Raw genomic sequence first — 20,979 nt, 5'->3', positions numbered from 1 at the left:
AACTATTATCCGCCTAAGGGATAGTTTTTGGGGGCGACGTGGGTTTCGCCGTTATAAGGGAAAATATATTTCTGATTTTTATAATTTTTCTTTCCTGATACGCCGCTGAGTTTTGCAGCCAACGCCCATACGCCGGATACGGCAGGACGGCTTTTGTCAAAAGCGATTTTGGCTTCCAGGCTGGTATACCTGTCTTTGCAGTTTCGTTTTTCGCGCCCTTTATATTCATCGCAATTGCCGTAATATGCGCCGTTATCGTTACCGTTGATAATTAAGCTTTTACGGACACGGTTGCTATTATCGGTAAACAGGAAATTTTCTCCGGTTGTCGTTTCACCCTGACCTGTATAACCTGATTCGACAGTGTAGCCCCAGTTTTGCTCACCCATCTGGACAAACCGCCAATCCTTATTCTCCGGCACATCCCCCCATGCGCCAATTTCATCGCTTCCATGTTGTTTGATTGCCCACTTTCCGTCTGCTTTTTCCAAAACAAACAATTCCGCCTGACCCGAAGAAGCATGGGCATTCTGTTTGACTTTGAGCTTCATATCATAGGCAAAACCAGTGTACAACACATAGCGCGTAGGCGTGCCGTTGCGCATTACGGTATGATCGGCAACGGGTTTCATGCAATACATAATATTGTCAGATGCTGTCTCACTGTCTTTCGGCGGCTTGGCGAGCTGGCATTTGTGCGCGGCAAGCGGTCGGTTGTAATACTTGGCAATGACGGCCTGTACGGCGGCTTTGTCGTTATCGGGTGCAGCCGACGCCAAGACAGGACAGGCAAGCAAAAGCAGGGAGATGATGCGTTTCATAGAAATTTTCCCAAAATGTCTTATTGAAAAAAGATACTGCTTACTTCAGGCCGTCTGAAACTGTTTTCAGACGGCCTTTTTGTGTTTGCTGCTGACACGCGCCAACATACCGGCGACAAAAGTGGACGCAATAACGACGGTAATGCCCATCGCAGACATCGCACTTAAATGTTCACCCAAAATTAACACCGCCATGATAACGCCGATGACTGGCTCAAGCGAAATCAGCAGACCGGAGACGTTGGCAGGGACTGTGTTCATGCCTTTGTTCCACAACAGATAGGCAAGCCAGCTGCAACCGATCCCCATATACAAAATCGACAGCGTACCGCCCCATGACCAGTTGATTTGATAGCTGTCTGCCAACACCAGCGAAAACGGCAGGCACAACACCGCCGCCACGGCCATGGAAGCTGCGGTAAATGCGGGCGCACCGATACGGGCAATCATCTGCTGGCTCGGACGTATCACGCCTGCAAAACCCAATCCCGCAAGCAAAATCAACAGACAGCCGAACCAGTCAATCGTACCGCCCTCTTCTGCACCGCCCATTACCATCATGCCCACGCCTGCAAACGCCACCGCGCCGCAAATCCAGTGGTAAAGTTTGGCTTTGTCGTTGAAGAAGAAATGACCAACAAAGACCACCAGCAAAGGCTCCAACCCCACCATGGTAATCGCGCTGGCAGCGGATGTATATTTCAAACCGATAAACTGGAGCATCAAAACGACAACGTAGTTTACAAAGGAAATCCACAACAACGGCTTCCACTCGCTCCGCGGAATCCTACCCAAATGACGGCGGCACGACGGCAGCACCATCAACGCGGCAATCAACAGCCGCGCCTCAACCATCAGCGTCGGGTCGAGCATCTCGTAGGAATACTTGGCAGCGATAAACGAGCTGCCCCAGATTAACAATGCGAGTATTTGGTAAAGCATGGTTCAACTCATGGTAAAAAAATTAATCGTTTCTTCTCTGGTTTTCAGACGGCCTGAAGCCTTTTCAAGCTGTTTTTATTTTGATTGTGTCAGCAAATCCAAAAATATCTAACTAATGGATAAATGACATGGCCGGTTCTTTCATTATAGGCAGGCAGAAATGTCCGTCCTATCCTCACTATTACAACAAACCATGCTGCTGCAGCTTTTTGCGCAAGGTATTGCGGTTTAACCCCAAAATAACCGCCGCTTTAGATTGGTTGCCGCCGCATTGTTCCATCACGCAAATCAGCATCGGTTTTTCGACTTGGTGCAACACCATATCGTACACGCCGCAAGGTTCCGTACCATCCAAGTCTTTGAAGTATTGTCGTAAGTTTTGTTCAATACATTGCGCAATGTCAGTAGTCGTTTGATTCATCGTGATGTCTTTCTTTGGATTTGTTTTTAAATGATAAGGCCGTCTGAAACTCTTTAGCCTTCCCGATAGTGGCATACCCAACGGTCGGTTTTCTCTAAAAGCGTCTCAAGATAGGCGGCAAGGGTGTCGTATTGTGCCGCGGCGCTATCCAAGCGGTTGATTTCCCCGCATGTTTGTTCGCCGTCGGGCATTTCATCGATATACCAGCCGATGTGTTTGCGAGCGATGCGCACGCCGGCAATTTCGCCATAAAATTCATGCATGGCGCGGATGTGGTTCAAAATGGTGGCGTTGCATTCTGCCAAGCTCAAGGCCGGCGGCAAAACGCCGTGTTCGGCGTAATGTTTTAAATCACGGAAAAGCCACGGCCTGCCTTGTGCGCCGCGCCCTATCATGATGCCGTCGGCGGCGGTTTGCTTGAGGACGGAGGCGGCTTTTTGCGGCGAAGTGATATCGCCATTGACCCAAACGGGGATGCTCAGACGGCCTTTGGTTTCGGCAATCAGTTCGTAACGCGCTTCGCCTTTGTACATCTGCGTACGGGTGCGGCCGTGGATGGCAAGGGCTACGATGCCTGATTCTTCGGCAATTTTGGCGATGGTCGGCAAGTTTTGATGTTCGTCGTGCCAGCCCAAACGGGTTTTGAGGGTAACGGGTACGTCCACCGCGTTGACAACGGCTTCCAAGATTTCGCCAACCAAAGGCTCGTTTTGCATCAACGCGCTACCTGCCTGCACATTACAGACTTTTTTGGCCGGGCAGCCCATGTTTATATCAATGACCTGCGCACCTAAGCTGACGTTGTAACGCGTAGCTTCCGCCATCTGCTGCGGATCGCTGCCGGCAATCTGCACGGCCACAACTCCGCCCTCGCCTTCAAAATCGCTGCGGCGCAAGGTCTTTTTGGTATGTCTCAGCGTCGGATCGCTGGTCAGCATTTCGCATACCGCCCACCCTGCGCCAAACTCGCGGCAAATCCGGCGGAACGGTTTGTCCGTAATGCCTGCCATGGGGGCAAGTGCGATAGGGTTGTCAATGAAATAGCCGCCGATGTGCATGATGTGTGCGCCAAATTGAAAGGGCTGAAATTGTACAATTTTTAAGCAACTTTTCCAATCGTATTTACATGTTGCACAATGAAAAAGGCCGTCTGGAACTGAGTTTCAGACGGCCTTTTTCAGCCAAAACATTTAAATAAACAGCATGACAACCATCTGCACTGCATCCTGAATCATGGCGATAATCGGCCAAATCAGTTTGGCCAGCAGACCGGTAAACAACAGAATCAGGATAATCCATGTGCCGTATGGCTCGATTTTGCGGAACTGCATGGACTGTTTGGCATTAAGGAAGGTATCGATAAAAATACCGCCGTCCCAAGGCAAAATCGGAATCAGGCTGAACGCGACCCAAATCGAGTTCACCATCACGCCGTAACCAGCCATCTGCACCAATGGCGCTTGATAAGACTCAGGCACATACGCGGAAAATACGACGACAAAGCCCCAGAAGAATGCCAAAATCAGATTGGCAATCGGACCTGAAATCGACACCCAACGCCACGCACGGCGCGGATCGCGGAAATTGCGCGAATCGATGGGCATAGGACGCGCCCAGCCGAACAGAAAACTGCCTATCATCAGACACACCAGCGGCACGACAATCGTACCGACAGGGTCGATGTGCGGCAGCGGATTGAGCGTCAAACGCCCAAGCTGCTCGCCGGTATGGTCGCCCCAATACCGCGCCGTATAACCGCGTGCCACTTCGCGCACGGTAATGGCCAACAACACGGGCAATACTGCCAGCAGAAATACGCCTAAATCAAAATTTGCAAACATGGTTTTCCTTATCAAACATGCCGTCTGAAAACAGAAAATATCCTTTCAGACGGCCTGAGGCTTTAATCGTCTTCTTTTTTATTCGAACTGAAAAACTCTTTCAGCTCTTTCCAAGTAATGCCCTTACCTTGCGGATTCAATTTGAAGACTGGTTTGCCGTAATTGCTGTACACACTGTCGCCGATAATATTAATGGCCTTATGTGTGCCGTTGATTTGCATATACATGCGGGAAGCCAACATGCGGCCTTTGCGGTCGAGATAATAGTCGACAACAAGATTGTTACCGAATATCCTCTGGAAGCTAAGTGGCTGGTTATCACTTATGTTGACAGACATACTGAAAAATTCCCGCGCATTTTTATAATCTTCTTCTGTTGACCCTGGTTGAGGCGTTTTCTGTAATTTCGACAATTCTTCATCAAAAGCCTTAGCCATTGCCTTCATTACGACAGAATCATACTCCGGTTTCATGACATGACGTACACGATAGCGTGCATGGTTTGCCTTACCAAAGGCATCCATTTCTTTAAATACATATGCATCGGCAGGCATAGCCTTATTGGCACTCAAAAAAGCACGTACTCCCGCCTCTGCAATATGATCAAAAGACATGTGTTTCGAATCACCGATTTCTTTCAAACTCACTTTTAAAGGTTCTTTAATCAAACGTTTGCCGATTTTCTCATCAGTGTACACATTAACAATGGCAGACACGCTGGCAGGCAGATCAACATAAATTTCCCATTTTTCCGCATCTAACTTCATAGGAAGTTTGATACTAAGTTTTTCATTGTGGTTGTTGATGACCAATTCAGGAATCATCTCAAATTGACGCGTTGACAAATCAACTGCCGACTCATAATTCAGATGAACCCCTTCCATATAACTGGATATGGCAGGATATTTATCCAGATAATCAACGGCAACTTGTGCGATATTGCCATCCGGCAAGGCATCAAGCATTGCATTGCGGAACTCAGCCTCTTCTCGTTCAGAAAACTCCTGCTTCAAAGCAGCGTCGTCTTCTTGAGCAACCTTCATAGAGGATGCCGCCTCCCCCTCTTTGGCTTTGGCATCCTTTGCTTTCGCTTCGGCTTTCTTTTCCACCTTTTCATCTACCAATACAGCTTCAGCCAATGGGCTGATATATATTCGAGAGCTGCCTGTGATGTTAAAGCTGCGGTCTTCTTTTAAAATACGGTCATTGGAAATCGACATGACCTCGTGTGCGGTTTTGTGATCTAAATTACTGCACGCGCTCAAACCAAATACCGCAGCAATGGCCAAACCAATTATCTTATTCATTTTGCCCAACCTTTTTGATTAAATGATTCCGTTAGTACAATTTAACACAAGGCAACGATTCCATAAAGGCTTCAAACGGCATGATTCATTGCTGCTCGCTATCATACCTAATTCAATCGCCCTATCTATTTCAAGCCCAAAGGCCGTCTGAAACTTCAAATCCAGTTTCAGACGGCCTTTGATTTCCTATTTAAAATGCCTTAGCTGTTTTACAGGCTGTAATACATTTCAAATTCCAGCGGATGAGGTGCCATACGGATACGGCGGACATCTTCTTCTTTGAAGGCGATGTAGCTGTCGATCCAGTCTTTGCTGAACACACCGCCGCGCAGGAGGAATTCGTGGTCGGCTTTGAGGGCGGCCAGTGCTTCTTCCAAAGAGGCGCAGACGGTCGGCACCAATGCATCTTCTTCCGGTGGTAGGTCGTACAGGTTTTTATCGGCAGGGTCGCCCGGATGGATTTTGTTTTGAATACCGTCCAAACCGGCCATCAACAAGGCGGCAAATGCCAAGTATGGGTTGGCGGTCGGATCAGGGAAACGCGCTTCGATGCGGCGTGCTTTGCTGCTGTTCACAGACGGAATGCGGATGGAAGCGGAACGGTTTTTGGCGGAGTATGCCAGCTTGGTCGGCGCTTCAAAGTGCGGCACGAGGCGTTTGTAGGAGTTGGTGGATGGATTGGTAATCGCGTTCAGGGCTTTGGCGTGTTTGATGATGCCGCCGATGTAATAAAGGGCGGTATCGGACAAACCGGCATAGCCGTCGCCTGAGAACAGGTTTTGACCGTCTTTCCAAATGGATTGGTGAACGTGCATACCGCTGCCGTTGTCGCCCATAATCGGTTTAGGCATGAAGGTGGCGGTTTTGCCGAAGTTGTGGGCAACGTTTTGAATCACGTATTTCATGTCTTGGGTTTGGTCGGCGCGTTTAACCAAGGTGGCGAAACGGGTACCGATTTCCATTTGGCTGCCGGTACCGACTTCGGCGTGATGGACTTCCACTTCGATGCCGAGTTCTTCCAAAACATTGACCATGGCAGAACGCAGGTCTTGGCCGCAGTCAATCGGCGCAACAGGTGCGTAACCGCCTTTGACGGTCGGACGGTGGCCGGTGTTTTGACCGTCCATGTGCAGGCCGCTTGACCATGCGCCGCTTTCGGAAGTGATTTCGTAACGGGTTTTGTGCATATCGGTTTCAAATTCTACGCCGTCAAAAACGAAGAATTCAGGCTCAGGGCCGAAATAGGCGGTGTCACCGATACCGGAAGATTTCAAATAGGCTTCGGCGCGGCGTGCGATAGAGCGCGGGTCGCGGTCGTAACCTTGACCGTCGGCGGGGTCGATGACGTCGCAGGTGAAGACGACGGTGGTGTCGTCGAAGAAGGGGTCGATGAAGGCAGTCGCGGGGTCGGGGCGCAACTGCATGTCGGATGCCTGAATGCCTTTCCAGCCGCCGATGGACGAGCCGTCAAACGCCTGACCGTTTTCAAACCACTCTTCAGGGTCGTCGAGGACGATGCGGGCGGGGATAGTGAAGTGGTGCTGCTTGCCTTTGGTATCGGTAAAGCGCAAATCTACGAAGCGGGCTTCGCTTTCTTCAATCAGTTTTACAGCGTCTTTGATGGACATCTTCATCTCCTGAGGGAATAGGTTTAAGTTGTTATTCTACCACGGTAAGGCCGTCTGAAATACATCAGGGCACCCGTTTTTACGCAATGAAATATAGTTTCAGACTGTTTAATTGTCAACAATTTTACATTACGCTTTCTTAACATAAAGACCGCTATAATAAGCACTCTTTTCTTTTGTTTTCTCAGACCGTTTTATGAACAACACCTCGCGTTACGCCGTTTTCGGCAATCCCGTTGCACACAGTAAATCGCCGCAAATCCATCAGCAGTTTGCGCTGCAGGAAGGCGCGGCCATCGAATATGGGCGCATTTGTGCCGACATCGGCGGTTTTGCCGAGGCTGTTGCGGCGTTTCGTGCCGAGGGCGGGCAAGGTGCGAATGTAACTGTTCCGTTCAAGCAGGAAGCTTTTGCGCTGGCGGATGAGCATTCCGAACGCGCTTTGGCTGCCGGCGCGGTTAATACGCTGGTGTGGTTGGAAGACGGCAGGATACGCGGCGACAACACCGACGGTATCGGTTTGGCCAACGACATCACGCAGGTCAAAAACATTGCCATCGAAGACAAAACCATTTTGCTTTTGGGCGCGGGCGGCGCGGTGCGCGGCGTGATTCCGGTATTGAAAGAACACCGTCCTGCCCGTATCGTCATTGCCAACCGTACCCACGCAAAAGCCGAGGAATTGGCGCAGCTTTTCGATATTGAAGCCGTCCCGATGGCGGATTTGAACGGCGGTTTTGATATCATCATCAACGGCACGTCCGGCGGCTTGAGCGGTCAGCTTCCTGCCGTCAATCCTGAAATTTTCCGCGGCTGCCGCCTTGCCTACGATATGGTTTACGGCGACGCGGCGCAGGCGTTTTTGAACTTTGCCCGAAGCAACGGCGCGGCCGAAGTTTCAGACGGCCTGGGCATGCTGATCGGTCAGGCTGCCGCTTCTTACCATATTTGGCGCGGATTTACGCCTGATATCCGCCCTGTTATCGAATACATGAAAGCCCTGTAACCATGTTCCGCATCATCAAATGGCTGATTGCCCTGCCCATCGGCATCTTCATTTTCTTCAACGCTTATGTGTACGGCAACATCATTACCTACCGCGCCGTCGCGCCCAGCAAAACCGCCTTCATGTCCATGCGCATGAGCCAGTTTGCAAGCGAAGGGCGCGATGTCGAGCTGGACTACCGCTGGGTGCCTTACGACCAAATCTCCGTCAACCTCAAAAAAGCCCTGATTGCTTCCGAAGATGCTAATTTTGCCGAACACAGCGGCTTTGACTGGAACGGCATCAAATACGCCATGAAACGCAATAAGCAAAGCGGCGAAGTCAAAGCCGGCGGTTCGACCATCAGCCAGCAGCTGGCGAAAAACCTGTTTCTCAACGAAAGCCGCAGCTACATCCGCAAAGGCGAAGAAGCGGCGATTACGGCGATGATGGAAGCCGTTACCGACAAAGACCGCATTTTTGAGCTGTATTTAAACTCAATCGAATGGCACTACGGCGTATTCGGCGCGGAAGCGGCGTCCCAGTATTTCTACAAGAAACCTGCCTCCGCCCTCACCCGCCAACAAGCCGCCAAACTCACGGCGCGCGTTCCGGCTCCGCTGTTTTACGCAGACCATCCTAAGAGCAAACGGATGCACAACAAAACCAATATCATCCTGCGCCGCATGGGTTCGGCAGAATTGCCCGAAAGCGATATGGATTAATTCAAAAGGCCGTCTGAACATTTCAGACGGCCTTTGTTTTTAGGCTTTCTCTTCCGGCTCCGGTACGTCAAACACTTGGCGCAGATAAGCGAGGAAGGTGTTGTTGGTGGTCATGGTTTTGCCCGGGGAGTCGGAGAGTTTGGCAACGGATTGGCCGTTGCACTCGACGAGCTTCAAGACAATGTTCAAAGGCGTATGTCCCAAGTCGTTGGTCAGGTTGGTACCGATACCGAAACTGGTTTTGAAACGGTCTTTGAAGTATTGGTGCAACGCCCATGAACGCTCAATATCGAGGCCGTCTGAAAAAGTCAGCATTTTGGTGCGGCTGTCGATTTTGAGTTTTTTGTAATGCTCGTAGGCTTTGTCGCCCCAGACATAAGGATCGCCGCTGTCGTGGCGCAGGCCGTCGAAGAGTTTAGCGAAGTACAGGTCGAAGTCGCGCAAGAAGGCATCCATGCCGACCACGTCGGTTAAGGCGATACCGAGGTCGCCGCGGTATTCGTGTACCCAACTTTCCAGCGCGGCTTTTTGGAAATTACGCAAACGTACGTCCAAGGCTTGAAAGGCTTGGAGGAACTCGTGCGCCATGGTGCCGATAGGTGTAATGCCGAGTTTTTTGGCCAGATAAACGTTGCTGGTACCGCGCACGATATCGGGAGCTGCATCCAGCAAGGTACGGATAACGTGTTCCTGCCATGCAAGGGTGTAGCGGCGGCGCGTGCCGAAATCGGAAATCAGGAACGGCGGATCATTCGGATTTTGTGTAGCCGCGATTTCTTTCAGCTGTTGCGCTTTGGCCTGCAAACGGCGCTCGCCTTCTTCGATGACGGCAGGCGTTTCCAAGCGGCGGAAATAGAGTTCATTGACGATGGCAAGAATGAAAATCTCGAAGAACATCGCCTGTATCATCGGGCCTTCGATGCGGATGTTCAGACGGCCTTGATCGTCAGGGCTGACTTGGACGAAGCGGCGTTGGAGTTGGAAAAGTTCGAGATAATCGACAAAGTCGCTTTTGATAAAGCGCAGGCTGCGCAGATAGTCGAGTTCGTCATGGGTAAAGCGCAGCTGGCACAGGGCGTCGAGTTCGCGTTCCAAGTCTTCTTGAATATCGGCCAGCGGATACACCATCTCTTTGTTGCGGCAGCGGAATTCGTAGAGGCTGTGGGTTTGCGGGAATTGGTGTAACACGACTTGCAGCATGGTGAATTTGTACAGGTCGGTATCAAGCAGGGATTGGATAATGGGCTGATAAGCAGACATAAGTTTTCTCTGAGTAAACGTGGGCGTGATGAGGGTATCGATTTTAATAGGAAAGGCCGTCTGAAAGAAACCTTATTCAGACGGCCTTTATCTTATTTAATCCAACTGCGCTACGGAAACCGGCAAAGAACGGATGGTAGACAACATCGTGCTGGCATCTTTTTGCTGTTTGCGGAATGCGGCCATATTGGTCGGGGTCAATTTCGGCGTCGGCAGGGCGACGGTAGTCGGGTTGACAGGCTGACCGTTGACGCGTGCTTCGTAGTGCAGGTGCGGACCGGTCGAACGGCCGGTTGTACCGACAAAACCAATCACTTCGCCGGCGCGGACTCTGCCGTCGGCAGGGCTGAACGCGCTCATGTGGCCGTACAGGGTCTCCACACCGTTGGCATGTCGAATCATCACGGTATTGCCGTAGCCGCCTTTCCAACCTTTGAAAATCACTTCACCGTCGGCAGCAGCCTTAATCGGGGTGCCGGTCGGCGCGGCATAGTCGATACCGGTGTGCATACGGACGGTATGCAGGACCGGGTGGACACGGTAGCCGAACGGGGAAGAAATGCGCGTGTATGCAACAGGCTCGGTATTAAAGCCTGCTTTTTGTTGTAGGGACTTACCGTTTTGGTCGTAGTAGCTACCGCTTTCTTCGTCGCCTTTGCCTTGGCTGTAATAATAGGCTTGGTAGGTTTTGCCGTCTTTAACCACTTCAGCCGCCAAAATATCGCCGACCGCCATTTGCTGGCCGCGGAAATACATGCTGTTGTACAAAAGACGCACGGTATCGCCTTCGCCCAAGTCGCTCATATTGAACGAATCGGCAAAGATTTCTTTGAGCTGGATATACACTTCGGAAGGGATTTCGGCACGGAGCATATCACCGATGGCGGAAGTGCGGATTTTCACGGAACGCAGGGTCGGCATGGTTTTCATGTCGATTTCGGCATTGGAGATGCGCCATTTGCCTTTGACTTTTTCCAAAGCGACCAAGTTGCGTTCCAATTCTTCATCGGTAAAGAATTGAACGTCGGTCACTTGGCCTGAAGAATCGATACGGATGTTGACGGATTGGTTGGTCCGCAGGTTTTTCATGTCGAGGTTGGCATTGTTTTTCGCCATGATTTGCTTGATGTCTTCTTGGTTGACACCCATGCGCGTCAAAACGTCTGCCAAAGAGTCGCCGGCTTGGACGACTTCTTGCACCCAATAGCTGGATTGATAGGTATTGGTTTCCACATAAACGGCAGGCAGCTCTTCGGAAATACGCTCGACTTTGAAATCGGTTTGTGCAGGTTGAGGGTCGGTAATGGCGTATGCGGTCATGATGCCTGAAGCCGGCAGCAGAAACGCTAAGAGGGTTGCTTTGAATCGAGTGGAATATTTGTTTTTAATCACGCGTTATCCTTAATGGGGCGGTCTGTTTTTTAAAGTTTGTAGAATGCCGGCACATCCGGCCTGCTGCGACCACCTGCTGGTTTAAACAGTTTTGGGGATAAAGGACTTTGAGTCTTTTTTCCGATCTGAAAATCAGGTTTTCATTCGGAATGAATGAGATCGTGTTTGAGATTGACGTTATTATCAGGGCTATTGTGTTGATTTACACCCTGTTTTTCTGAAATTTACGCCACGCATTCTAGCATGGCAGCCCGTTTTTTCCAAACCGGCCGTCTGAACGGCTCTTTTTCAGGGCGTAAAGGCAAGGTTCCGAAACACATCATTTGTCGCGTAAAATAACGGTTTTCCTATCTATTTGCGCTTATGAAGCTGACCCTCGCCCTCCCCTCGCTCAACCGTTTTGCCGACGAATCCGTTCCTGCGCTTGCCTTACCTGCTTTTAACTGTCTTTTGCGTTACGGCATATTACGCAAAGAAACACTCAGGCCGTCTGAATTTTACGGCCGCCATTTGTGGAGCGGCAGCCTCATTACCCAAGTGCAACGTTTACGCCACACAAGCCCAAACCGCACAGCCGCTTTTGCCTCTCCGGTTTGGCAACAGATGGGCATGCACCATGTCAACATTATCAGCGGCGAGTTTATCGGCATCCAAAAAGAGGAGGCGCAACGGTTATGTGCGGATTTGTCGGCGTTTTATCAAGATAAAGATTGGCAATTCGAGCCGCTTTGCGAAAGCATGTGGCTGCTCAGTATGCCGAAGATTGAAGATTGGGGCGCGGAATGTGTTTTGGATGTGTGCGGACAGCCGGAAATGGACGGTCAGGCACACGGCAAAGATGCGGTGTCTTGGTTAGCCATGCAGACGGAAATCCAAATGTTTCTCCACACACATCCGATTAACCAAGCGCGTGAACAACAAGGATTGCCGGAAATCAACGGTTTGTGGCTGTGGAATGATGCGGACGGTACACAGTCTGCGGATATCGTCGCTTCAGACAGCGCATGGGCGCGTTTTTCGGATAAGCCCAAACTCGATGCGCCATATGATTTGAAGGCTTGGTTTGAGATGGTTCAAGAAACAGACAACACGGTTTCAGACGGCCTTATCTTTTTGGACGACTTGGTTTCCACCTTACAAACAGGCGATGTTTGGGCATATAAAGATATTTTGGAAAGCTGGGAAACCCGTTGGTTTGCGCCTTTATGGGACGCACTCGCATCAGGCCGTCTGAAAACCGTTTGCATTGCTACAGACGGCGAAAACGGCGGCACGCTGGAAATCGGCCGCCGTTCCAAATGGGCGTTTTGGCGCAAAGCTAAAACGTTTAACGGATCGTGGTAAGCGGTTTTAAGCCTCCAACGCCTCCAATTTGGCCGAAATTCTGTCCCACACATCCTGCAACGGAATCGCTTTCAACAGACGTGTCGGATCGTTGGTGTCGATACTGTCAGGATGGGGCAATTCGGCATAATCGCCGGCATAAATGACCTCGGCCTCTTCGGAATACGGACGCCATTTATCCACCCATGACGCGCCAAACAAAGCGATTTGCGGTTTATCCAAAGCTGCGGCGATGTGCATCGGTGCGGAATCGACACCGACAAACAGCTTGGCGCCCTCAATGGCCGCCGCCAATTCACGCAGACTCAAGCATCCGGACAGCACATATACTTTTCTGCCTTCCGGAATATTCAGACGGCCTATAATTTCCTGAAGCATGTATTGCTCGACAGTGTTGTGAGAAGCAGTCAATACGACATTCTGTCCGCTGTTGAGCAGAAGCTGTACGATAGCGGCGTTTTTGCCGTCTTCCCAACATTTGAAATGCCAACGCGCACCCGGGTGCAGCAACACATAATCTTCGCCGCTCCAACCCTGCTCACGCAATTTCTGCCGCATGCTTTCCCTTGCATCTTGTGCCACCCAAAGGCGTACTTTCGCATCGGCCACGTCTTCCGGCTGGATAAGCGGCGCAAGGATATTCAATTGATTTTCAACGATATGATGACTGGTATCAAGCTCATGGTTGATAAAATCATGACAGAAACGCCACCAGAAACCGTCGCGCTTGATGCAGTCCAAACCCACGCTACAACGGGCGCACAGTTTGGCGATTATTGCCGCGCGCCATTGGTCGGACAGGTTGAAAGCCCAGTCGTAATCGCGTGCCTTCAGCTTAGACAAAAGGTTTTTCTCACACGCCAACTGCTTGATTACGCCCAGCTTCTTCCAATTTCGATCAATGGTAAAAATCTGCGCAATCTGCGGATTATCGGCAATCAGCTGCCCCGTACCGGCATACACCAGCATATCGATTTCGCAATCGGGGAAACGGGTTTTCAGCGCATCGACCACCGGCGTGCTCAAAAGCACATCGCTATGATGGCGCAATTTGATGATCAGAATACGTTTGGGTTGGGCTAAAGACATACAAATACTTTCAGACGGCCTGTTGATTGGCTGCTATTGTAAAGCGGAAAACAGGTTTCATAAAATACAAAACAGGCCGTCTGAAACCTATCCTGCTGATTCATCGCTATAAAATCCGCACAAGTCATGCAATTTATATTACAATCCGCACCCCGTGGTTCGAAAACCTCCCACATTAAAAAACTAAGGAAACCCTCATGTCCCGCAACACTGAAGAGCTGCAAGGCATCTCGCTTTTGGGCAATCAAAAAACCCAATATCCGACCGGATACGCTCCCGAAATTCTCGAAGCATTCGACAACAAACATCCCGACAACGACTATTTCGTCAAGTTCGTCTGCCCCGAATTCACCAGCCTCTGCCCCATGACCGGGCAGCCCGACTTCGCCACCATCTACATCCGCTATATCCCGCACATCAAAATGGTGGAAAGCAAATCCCTGAAACTCTACCTCTTCAGCTTCCGCAACCACGGCGACTTCCATGAAGACTGCGTCAACATCATCATGAAAGACCTCATCGCCCTGATGGATCCGAAATACATCGAAGTATTCGGCGAATTCACACCGCGCGGCGGCATCGCCATTCACCCGTTTGCCAACTACGGCAAAGCAGGCACAGAGTTTGAAGCTTTGGCACGCAAACGCCTGTTTGAGCATGATGCACAATAATCCTATTCAGACGGCCTAACGCCCTTCTCATTGCAAGACTTTCTCTATTGCACAATCTTGCAAGGCTTCATGCCGTCTGAAAAACTTCCGAAAGATTCCCATGTACGAATTTACTGCCGCACAGCAGAAGAAAGCACTCTTCTGGCTGGTGCTTTTCCATATTTTTATTATTGCCGCCAGCAACTATCTGGTGCAGTTCCCCTTTCAAATTTTCGGTATCTTTACCACTTGGGGCGCATTTTCCTTTCCCTTTATCTTCCTCGCTACCGACCTGACCGTGCGCATTTTCGGCGCGCCGTTGGCGAGACGGATTATTTTTTGGGTGATGCTCCCGGCCCTGCTGCTCTCTTACGTCTTCTCCGTCCTCTTTCATGAGGGCAACTGGACAGGCTGGGCATCTTTAACTGAATTTAACACCTTCGTCGGCCGTATCGCATTGGCCAGCTTTTCCGCCTATGCGCTCGGGCAAATCCTCGATATTTTTGTGTTCAACAGATTACGCCGTCTGAAATCATGGTGGGTTGCCCCTACCGCTTCTACCGTGGTCGGCAACGCTTTGGACACGCTGGTGTTTTTCGCCGTTGCCTTTTATGCAAGCAACGATGAATTTATGGCGGCAAATTGGCAGGGCATCGCATTTGTCGATTATCTGTTCAAACTCGCCATCTGCACCCTCTTCTTCCTGCCTGCCTACGGCATCGTATTGAGCATCTTGACCAAAAAGCTGACTTCCTTAAACGTCTGTCAAGAAATGCCCGAATCAGTTTTAGCCAAATAAGCTGCAGATAAAAAACAAGGCCGTCTGAAACTTTAATCGTTCAGACGACCTTTTATGTTTTAAACAATTAACCGGTCAATTGTTTGGTAATCAGTTTTTTCAGCGGTGGGAAGTTATTACTTGCACGCAATACCAAACCGCGCAGCAGTTTTGCCGGAGCAGTTTCATTGGTAAAGAGTTTCAGCAGCATATTAGTGCCGTGGTAAATCGGATGGGCATGGAACATATGCTTGGTGCTGTATTTTTCCAGCAGACTCTTCGCACCAATATCCTGACCGCGTTGCTCAGCTTCGAGAACCAATTTAGCCAAAAGATCGGCACTTGCCAGACCCAAGTTGAAACCGTGCGCCGTCACCGGATGCATACCGACTGCGGCATCGCCGATCAACGCACTGCGTTTGCCGTAGAAACGTTGGGCAATCATACCGACCAAAGGATAATTGTGAATGGTGCTGACCAATTCCATATCGCCCAAACGGCCTTTGAGTTGCTCTTTCACGCTGGCTGCCAATTCTTCCGGCGACATGTTTTTAATCGTTTCGGCTTTATCGCTGTCCACCGTAATCACGGTATTGGTCAAGTGTTCTTCCAAAGGCAGTAACGCAATGGTGCGGCCGTAGTGGAAGCATTCATATGCGGTATGCAGGTTGGACAGAGTATGCTTCATGCGGCACACAAACATGGTGCGGCTGTAATCGTGCATATCTGAAGAAATGCCCAGTTGACGGCGCGTTTGCGAGAAGCGACTATCGGCGGCCAACAACAGACGGCCGGTCAATACTTCGCCGCTTTCCAAAATAACTTGCGCCTCATTGTCAGAAGTTTTAACTTCTTTAACATTGGTGCCGGTCAGGATTTTGACGTTGTCCAATTTGGACACGACTTCATAAGCGGCTTTGCGGATATTGTGGTTGGAGATCAAATAGCCCAAGCAGTCCGCAGGCTCGCCGCGCGCCTGAGTCGGTTGCGGGAAGTGGAGCTGGTAATCGGAATGACCGTTCAACACTTTGGCATCGCGCAAAGGATAAATTTCGTCTTTTGGAATCAAATCCCACATCCCCAACCGCTGCATGATTTCGCGCGACAAGTGCGTCAGTGCGATTTCACGGCCATCATACGGCGGATTTTGCAACACTTCTAAAGGACTTCTTTCAATCAGGGTTATGTTCAAACCGCTTCCGGCCAACTCTGCGGCAAAACTTAATCCGGCAGGGCCTGCGCCGACGACGAGAATATCACTGTGTAAGCTCATGTGAGGAATTCCTTGTATTCAACTGATACGGATTTTTTCAGACGGCCTTAAGTTTACTGTGTTTAGCTACAAGAGGGTAAATCAAAGGCATTTGATAGATTATATAGAAAGAGTCAATAGAATAAAACAAAGACCATCGATTGTAAGCACGTTTTTACTTTGATCTTAATATAAATCAAGCTTCACGACATACAGATTTTATCCAACAGACAAAATAGTCTGACAAACAAAAGCCGCATTCCGAAAAGGAATGCGGCTTTCAATCGTAAAACGATTATTCTTCAGAACCGGTGTAAGGACGGATGCTGACGGTTTTACGGTTCAGCGCGCCTTTGGTTTTGAATTCAACGTAACCGTCGACTTTAGCAAACAAAGTGTGGTCTTTGCCCATGCCTACGTTGTCACCTGCGTGGAATTTAGTACCACGTTGACGAACGATGATAGAGCCTGCCGGAATCAGCTCGTTGCCGTAGGCTTTAACGCCCAAGCGTTTGGCTTCTGAATCGCGACCGTTGCGGGTGCTACCGCCTGCTTTTTTACTTGCCATTTGTAATACTCCTGAACTTACTTGAAATTAGGCGATTGCCACGATTTCGATTTGGGTGAAATTTTGGCGATGGCCTTGGCGTTTTTGGTAGTGTTTGCGACGACGCATTTTGAAAATGCGTACTTTCTCGCCACGACCATGAGCAACGACTTTAGCTGTTACTTTTGCGCCTTCGATAAAAGGTGCGCCTACTTTTACAGATTCGCCGTCAGCAATCATCAAAACTTCAGTCAGTTCGATTTGGCTGTCGAGTTCGGCTGGTATCTGTTCTACTTTCAATTTTTCGCCAACGGAAACTTTATATTGTTTACCGCCGGTTTTTACGACCGCGTACATACTCAACTCCATGAGAATTAGGTTAACATTCCGCACACCATGTGCGAAACGAGCTATTCTATTTCTATTTGCCTGTTTTGTCAAAATTTATTTTATTTACAAGTGAAAAGGCCGTCTGAAAGATATGTTGCATGCTTTTTAACTGATATAATCACGCGCTGGATTGCTGATATCTTTATGCAACGTTATTACCCCGACCGAATGTACGGGTTTAAACAGATTCCTTGGAGCCCCGCTCCGTTTTGTCAACAGAGAATGTTTTATGCTCGAAAACCTGCCTTACTTCCAACGCCACCTGCCCGATGACCTTGCCAAAGTTAATGCGGTCATCACCCAAGCTATTCAATCTGATGTTGCGCTGATTTCGCAAATCGGCACATACATCATCAGCGCGGGCGGTAAGCGCCTGCGTCCGATTATTACCATTTTGGCAGGCAAAGCAGTCGGGTATGACGATGAAAAACTGTACTCGCTGGCAGCAATGGTGGAATTCATCCACACCTCCACCCTCCTGCACGACGATGTCGTCGATGAAAGCGATTTGCGCCGCGGTCGTAAAACGGCAAACAACCTCTTCGGCAACGCGGCGGCTGTTTTGGTCGGCGACTTCCTATATACACGCGCCTTCCAACTGATGGTTGGTTCGGGCAGTATGCGTATTTTGGAAGTAATGGCAGACGCGACCAACATCATCGCCGAAGGCGAAGTCATGCAGCTGATGAACATCGGTAATACGGATATTACCGAAGAGCAATACGTCCAAGTTATCCAATACAAAACAGCAAAACTGTTTGAAGCAGCCGCGCAAGTCGGCGCAATTTTGGGCAAGGCTTCCCCCGAACACGAGCAAGCCTTGAAAGACTACGGCATGTACGTCGGTACGGCTTTCCAAATCATTGACGATGTATTGGACTACTCTGGCGAAACCGAAGAAATCGGCAAAAACGTCGGCGACGATTTGGCAGAAGGCAAACCTACCCTGCCATTGATTTACTTGATGAGAAACGGCTCCGAGCAGGCCGCAAACGATGTGCGCCACGCTTTGGAAAATGCCGACCGCAGCTATTTTGAAAAAATCCACGACTTTGTCGTCAACTCCGACGCTTTGCCGTATTCGATTTCCGAGGCGAAAAAAGCTGTCGACAAAGCCATCGCTTCATTGAACGTGTTGCCTGACAGCGAAGTCAAAGATGCCATGATCCAACTGGCAAAAGAATCCTTGGCCCGAGTATCTTAATCCGATGAATTTCAGCTTTATCCCTTTGTTTCTGGTTACGCTGATTTTTTTAGGCGTTGTCAGCAACAACAACTCGATTACGATTTCGGCGGCCGTCTTATTGCTGATGCAGCAAACCGCTTTGTCGCAATACATTCCCTTTGTAGAAAAACACGGCCTGCAAGTGGGCATCATTATGCTGACCATCGGCGTATTGAGTCCACTGGTTTCCGGCAAAATACAGATTCCGCCGCTGTCTGAGTTTCTCAATTTCAAAATGATTACCTCCGTCCTGATCGGCATCTTTGTCTCTTGGCTTGCCGGACGTGGCGTTCCATTGATGAGCGAACAGCCTGTTTTGGTAACCGGATTATTAATCGGTACTGTCATCGGCGTTGCTTTTCTTGGCGGCATTCCGGTCGGCCCCTTAATTGCCGCCGGCTTATTGTCTTTTTTTGCCGGAAAGGTTTAAAATCCCCTCCTTTAACGCCTCGCCATAGTTCAACGGATAGAACGTATGCCTCCTAAGCGTAAAATACAGGTTCGATTCCTGTTGGCGAGGCCATAGTTTCAATAAAAGCCTTTCATACTTTGAAAGGCTTTTTTGTTATCAATAAATAAATGCCGTCTGAAACTTTTCAGACGGCCTTTTCATTTTGCCAAACCGTTAACCCGGACGACCATCCGAACGCGGACGGATCAACCAAGGAATATATTTCCATGCGTACAACAGCAGAGATACGGCAAACAAGGCGGCGGAGCAACGGATACTGTGTATGTATGCCGTACCGCTCACAAAGGTAGCCAAAACACGGATAACCGTTGCGGCAATCATCAGCCAAAAGGCGACAGGAACCACTTTAGGCGGCGGATAAATAGAGTTGCCGGTATGGCCAAGCGCAGTTCGTGCCATCATGCCCAAAGTCAGCACGCCGATACCGCCAACGCCGATAAGGTGTACGCCCAAATTCAGGAAACTTGAAATCCAATAAGAAATACCGACAGCAATCAAGCCCAAGCCTGTAAACAGATAGCCGGCAAACAAAATCCAAAGCATAGGCTCTTTCAGTACGGCTTTATACCACCAGCGGTACACCTGCACGGTAAAAATCACACCGGCAGCGATAGAGAACAAAGCAGCCAATTCCGGCAATATGTTATGAGCCATCATCATAGCAGTCAGCATAGGCAGCCAAAGCGATGCGTGCGCGACCCATTGAGGGCTGGGAATTTGCGGTACGTTCAAACGTTTGGACGTAAAGAACGAGATAATCCGCATACCGATCAAACCGATAAAACCGGCCACCATAATCAAACCGGATTGCAGACCGGTCATCAGCGCGATGGCATCAAACGGCTGCATTTTCATATGGAACGCGAAATGGGTGCCGCCCAAAACAAAAATAGCAAATACGGCAACATAGTTGCGCTTGTTTTGAGAACGGATTACCGGCAAAGCCATACACACCGCGCCATACCAGAAAAAGATCGTGCCGAATATGCCGCTTGCCGTCGCACCCCAGCCGGGAATAAACACACACAAACGCGCAAGCAGCCAAAATGCGGTCAAACCTGCCAAAGCCTTACCGCGCGTGGGCGGCTGGCCAGTCCAAGTTGCCACGGCTGTCAGCAAGAATGCAATGACAACCAATCCGGCGTAGCCCCAAATCATTTCATGGGCATGCCAATAAAAACCCGGCAACTCAGGCGTACCCTGATAGCCGAAGCCCCAAAGCAATATAGACAATGCGCCATACAAAGCCGCCAACGAATAAAACGGGCGGAAGGCCATTGCCCACACAGGATGTTTGAACAAATCGTTCATGGTGGTTCCTTCAATTTTTATATCATTATAAAACAGCAACAGAGGCCGTCTGAAACTTTTCAGACGGCCATCGATTCCCTGCCCTATTACACATTCTCAGGCAAAGGCAAAAAAGGTTCAATCGCAGGAAAAAGCTCGCGCTCCTCAAAACGCGCATGATCGCGCAAAGTTACCGCAAAATCCTTATTCCATGATTCATTCATATATTCAGGATGAGCCATCATCGCACGCAGCTTGGCATGATCGCCTTCAAAACGCTGCCTCAACGCCGGATCAACCTTATCCCAATACGGCGCAAACATGGTTTCCTCTTCCAAAAAATGTGGCTCAAGCTCCACAAAATGAGGATCCAGCTCCGCTTGATGGCTTTGCTCCGGCGTACGCAGGAGACGGACGCACAACGACAGCGAGCCATGATGCTCGCGGGAAAGTTCTATTAAGGCAGGGTGGCGTTTCAAGGGTTTCATAAGTTCGTTATAATGGCAACAGTCTATCAAACTGGATTAATTCAAATGTTTCAGATATTATGAAACCCAACCCCACATAAAGTCAAACGGCCCCTCTCCAAGTACTACGCTTTTGACATATAATAAAAATAT

At 49.7% G+C, this 20,979-nt stretch carries 22 protein-coding genes, 1 tRNA gene and 1 riboswitch; of the genes, 8 read left to right on the top strand and 15 right to left on the bottom strand.

The window, feature by feature from the left end; genetic code table 11:
• Window positions 1-5 precede the first annotated feature (5 nt).
• From HMPREF2872_RS01420 to glnA, 7 genes are all read right to left on the bottom strand, one after another.
• Entirely contained in the window at window positions 6-821 is an 816-nt protein-coding gene (locus HMPREF2872_RS01420; protein ID WP_070630648.1) for a hypothetical protein, read from the bottom strand.
• A 66-nt stretch (window positions 822-887) separates the two neighbouring features.
• Window positions 888-1,763: a DMT family transporter gene (locus tag HMPREF2872_RS01415; protein ID WP_070630645.1), complete on the bottom strand. Its 876-nt coding sequence runs from the start codon at window positions 1,761-1,763 to the stop codon at window positions 888-890.
• A gap of 181 nt (window positions 1,764-1,944) precedes the next feature.
• Entirely contained in the window at window positions 1,945-2,184 is a 240-nt protein-coding gene (locus HMPREF2872_RS01410) for a Fis family transcriptional regulator (protein ID WP_049351145.1), read from the bottom strand.
• Between the two features lie 53 nt (window positions 2,185-2,237).
• Window positions 2,238-3,242 carry a tRNA dihydrouridine synthase DusB gene (gene dusB, locus HMPREF2872_RS01405; protein ID WP_070630642.1) on the bottom strand — a complete coding sequence of 335 codons (1,005 nt, stop codon included), beginning with the start codon at window positions 3,240-3,242 and terminating at the stop codon, window positions 2,238-2,240.
• 132 nt (window positions 3,243-3,374) lie between these two features.
• On the bottom strand, window positions 3,375-4,025 hold the full coding sequence (locus HMPREF2872_RS01400) for a site-2 protease family protein (protein WP_070630640.1): 651 nt from the start codon (window positions 4,023-4,025) through the stop codon (window positions 3,375-3,377).
• A 62-nt stretch (window positions 4,026-4,087) separates the two neighbouring features.
• Window positions 4,088-5,332, bottom strand: coding sequence for a hypothetical protein (locus tag HMPREF2872_RS01395; protein WP_070630638.1), 1,245 nt, complete (start codon window positions 5,330-5,332; stop codon window positions 4,088-4,090).
• A 209-nt stretch (window positions 5,333-5,541) separates the two neighbouring features.
• Complete coding sequence (gene glnA, locus HMPREF2872_RS01390; protein ID WP_070630635.1) at window positions 5,542-6,960, bottom strand: type I glutamate--ammonia ligase; 1,419 nt, start codon at window positions 6,958-6,960, stop codon at window positions 5,542-5,544.
• A gap of 196 nt (window positions 6,961-7,156) precedes the next feature.
• Between glnA and aroE the strand changes: the two genes are divergently transcribed.
• Window positions 7,157-7,966 carry a shikimate dehydrogenase gene (gene aroE, locus HMPREF2872_RS01385; protein ID WP_070630634.1) on the top strand — a complete coding sequence of 270 codons (810 nt, stop codon included), beginning with the start codon at window positions 7,157-7,159 and terminating at the stop codon, window positions 7,964-7,966.
• A 2-nt stretch (window positions 7,967-7,968) separates the two neighbouring features.
• A complete protein-coding gene (gene mtgA, locus HMPREF2872_RS01380) occupies window positions 7,969-8,670 on the top strand; it encodes a monofunctional biosynthetic peptidoglycan transglycosylase (protein ID WP_003748438.1) in 702 nt (233 codons plus the stop codon).
• Between the two features lie 39 nt (window positions 8,671-8,709).
• On the opposite strand, the gene pncB is transcribed toward mtgA, so the two are convergent.
• Both pncB and HMPREF2872_RS01370 read right to left on the bottom strand, forming a co-directional pair.
• Window positions 8,710-9,930, bottom strand: coding sequence for a nicotinate phosphoribosyltransferase (pncB, locus tag HMPREF2872_RS01375; protein WP_070630631.1), 1,221 nt, complete (start codon window positions 9,928-9,930; stop codon window positions 8,710-8,712).
• 96 nt (window positions 9,931-10,026) lie between these two features.
• A complete protein-coding gene (locus tag HMPREF2872_RS01370) occupies window positions 10,027-11,322 on the bottom strand; it encodes a M23 family metallopeptidase (RefSeq protein WP_070630630.1) in 1,296 nt (431 codons plus the stop codon).
• A gap of 363 nt (window positions 11,323-11,685) precedes the next feature.
• Here HMPREF2872_RS01370 and HMPREF2872_RS01365 point away from each other — a divergent pair, with 363 nt between their 5' ends.
• Window positions 11,686-12,666, top strand: coding sequence for a hypothetical protein (locus HMPREF2872_RS01365; RefSeq protein ID WP_070630628.1), 981 nt, complete (start codon window positions 11,686-11,688; stop codon window positions 12,664-12,666).
• A 6-nt stretch (window positions 12,667-12,672) separates the two neighbouring features.
• Here HMPREF2872_RS01365 and rfaQ read toward each other — a convergent pair whose 3' ends face one another.
• Window positions 12,673-13,755 carry a putative lipopolysaccharide heptosyltransferase III gene (rfaQ, locus tag HMPREF2872_RS01360; protein ID WP_070630626.1) on the bottom strand — a complete coding sequence of 361 codons (1,083 nt, stop codon included), beginning with the start codon at window positions 13,753-13,755 and terminating at the stop codon, window positions 12,673-12,675.
• A 148-nt stretch (window positions 13,756-13,903) separates the two neighbouring features.
• Window positions 13,904-13,948, top strand: a riboswitch (PreQ1 riboswitch).
• A gap of 4 nt (window positions 13,949-13,952) precedes the next feature.
• Here rfaQ and queF point away from each other — a divergent pair.
• Together queF and HMPREF2872_RS01350 are read left to right on the top strand one after the other, a co-directional pair.
• Entirely contained in the window at window positions 13,953-14,426 is a 474-nt protein-coding gene (gene queF / locus HMPREF2872_RS01355) for a preQ(1) synthase (RefSeq protein ID WP_070630624.1), read from the top strand.
• Window positions 14,427-14,526: 100 nt separating this feature from the next.
• Window positions 14,527-15,204 (top strand): 7-cyano-7-deazaguanine/7-aminomethyl-7-deazaguanine transporter, encoded by a 678-nt coding sequence (locus HMPREF2872_RS01350; protein ID WP_070630623.1) that lies wholly within the window; start codon window positions 14,527-14,529, stop codon window positions 15,202-15,204.
• A 67-nt stretch (window positions 15,205-15,271) separates the two neighbouring features.
• Here HMPREF2872_RS01350 and ubiM read toward each other — a convergent pair whose 3' ends face one another.
• From ubiM to rplU, 3 genes are all read right to left on the bottom strand, one after another.
• Window positions 15,272-16,456 (bottom strand): 5-demethoxyubiquinol-8 5-hydroxylase UbiM, encoded by a 1,185-nt coding sequence (gene ubiM, locus HMPREF2872_RS01345; protein ID WP_049351134.1) that lies wholly within the window; start codon window positions 16,454-16,456, stop codon window positions 15,272-15,274.
• A gap of 274 nt (window positions 16,457-16,730) precedes the next feature.
• Window positions 16,731-17,003, bottom strand: coding sequence for a 50S ribosomal protein L27 (rpmA, locus tag HMPREF2872_RS01340; RefSeq protein WP_002212328.1), 273 nt, complete (start codon window positions 17,001-17,003; stop codon window positions 16,731-16,733).
• 27 nt (window positions 17,004-17,030) lie between these two features.
• Window positions 17,031-17,339 (bottom strand): 50S ribosomal protein L21, encoded by a 309-nt coding sequence (gene rplU, locus HMPREF2872_RS01335; protein ID WP_002216394.1) that lies wholly within the window; start codon window positions 17,337-17,339, stop codon window positions 17,031-17,033.
• A gap of 262 nt (window positions 17,340-17,601) precedes the next feature.
• Here rplU and ispB point away from each other — a divergent pair, with 262 nt between their 5' ends.
• The 3 genes from ispB to HMPREF2872_RS01320 all read left to right on the top strand — a co-directional run bounded on the left by ispB (window position 17,602) and on the right by HMPREF2872_RS01320 (window position 19,120).
• Entirely contained in the window at window positions 17,602-18,576 is a 975-nt protein-coding gene (ispB, locus tag HMPREF2872_RS01330) for an octaprenyl diphosphate synthase (protein ID WP_070630621.1), read from the top strand.
• A gap of 4 nt (window positions 18,577-18,580) precedes the next feature.
• Window positions 18,581-19,027, top strand: a complete 447-nt coding sequence (locus tag HMPREF2872_RS01325; protein ID WP_070630619.1) for a DUF441 domain-containing protein — start codon at window positions 18,581-18,583, stop codon at window positions 19,025-19,027.
• An 18-nt stretch (window positions 19,028-19,045) separates the two neighbouring features.
• A tRNA-Arg gene (locus HMPREF2872_RS01320) sits at window positions 19,046-19,120 on the top strand.
• 102 nt (window positions 19,121-19,222) lie between these two features.
• On the opposite strand, the gene HMPREF2872_RS01315 is transcribed toward HMPREF2872_RS01320, so the two are convergent.
• Both HMPREF2872_RS01315 and HMPREF2872_RS01310 read right to left on the bottom strand, forming a co-directional pair.
• Entirely contained in the window at window positions 19,223-20,380 is a 1,158-nt protein-coding gene (locus HMPREF2872_RS01315) for an NnrS family protein (RefSeq protein WP_070630618.1), read from the bottom strand.
• Between the two features lie 86 nt (window positions 20,381-20,466).
• A complete protein-coding gene (locus tag HMPREF2872_RS01310) occupies window positions 20,467-20,847 on the bottom strand; it encodes a hemerythrin domain-containing protein (RefSeq protein WP_070459407.1) in 381 nt (126 codons plus the stop codon).
• Window positions 20,848-20,979 lie beyond the last annotated feature (132 nt).

It is taken from the genome of Neisseria sp. HMSC069H12 (assembly GCF_001812735.1).
GTDB classification, from domain to species: Bacteria; Pseudomonadota; Gammaproteobacteria; order Burkholderiales; family Neisseriaceae; genus Neisseria; species Neisseria subflava.
This window is presented reverse-complemented; position numbering and strand designations above follow the sequence as displayed.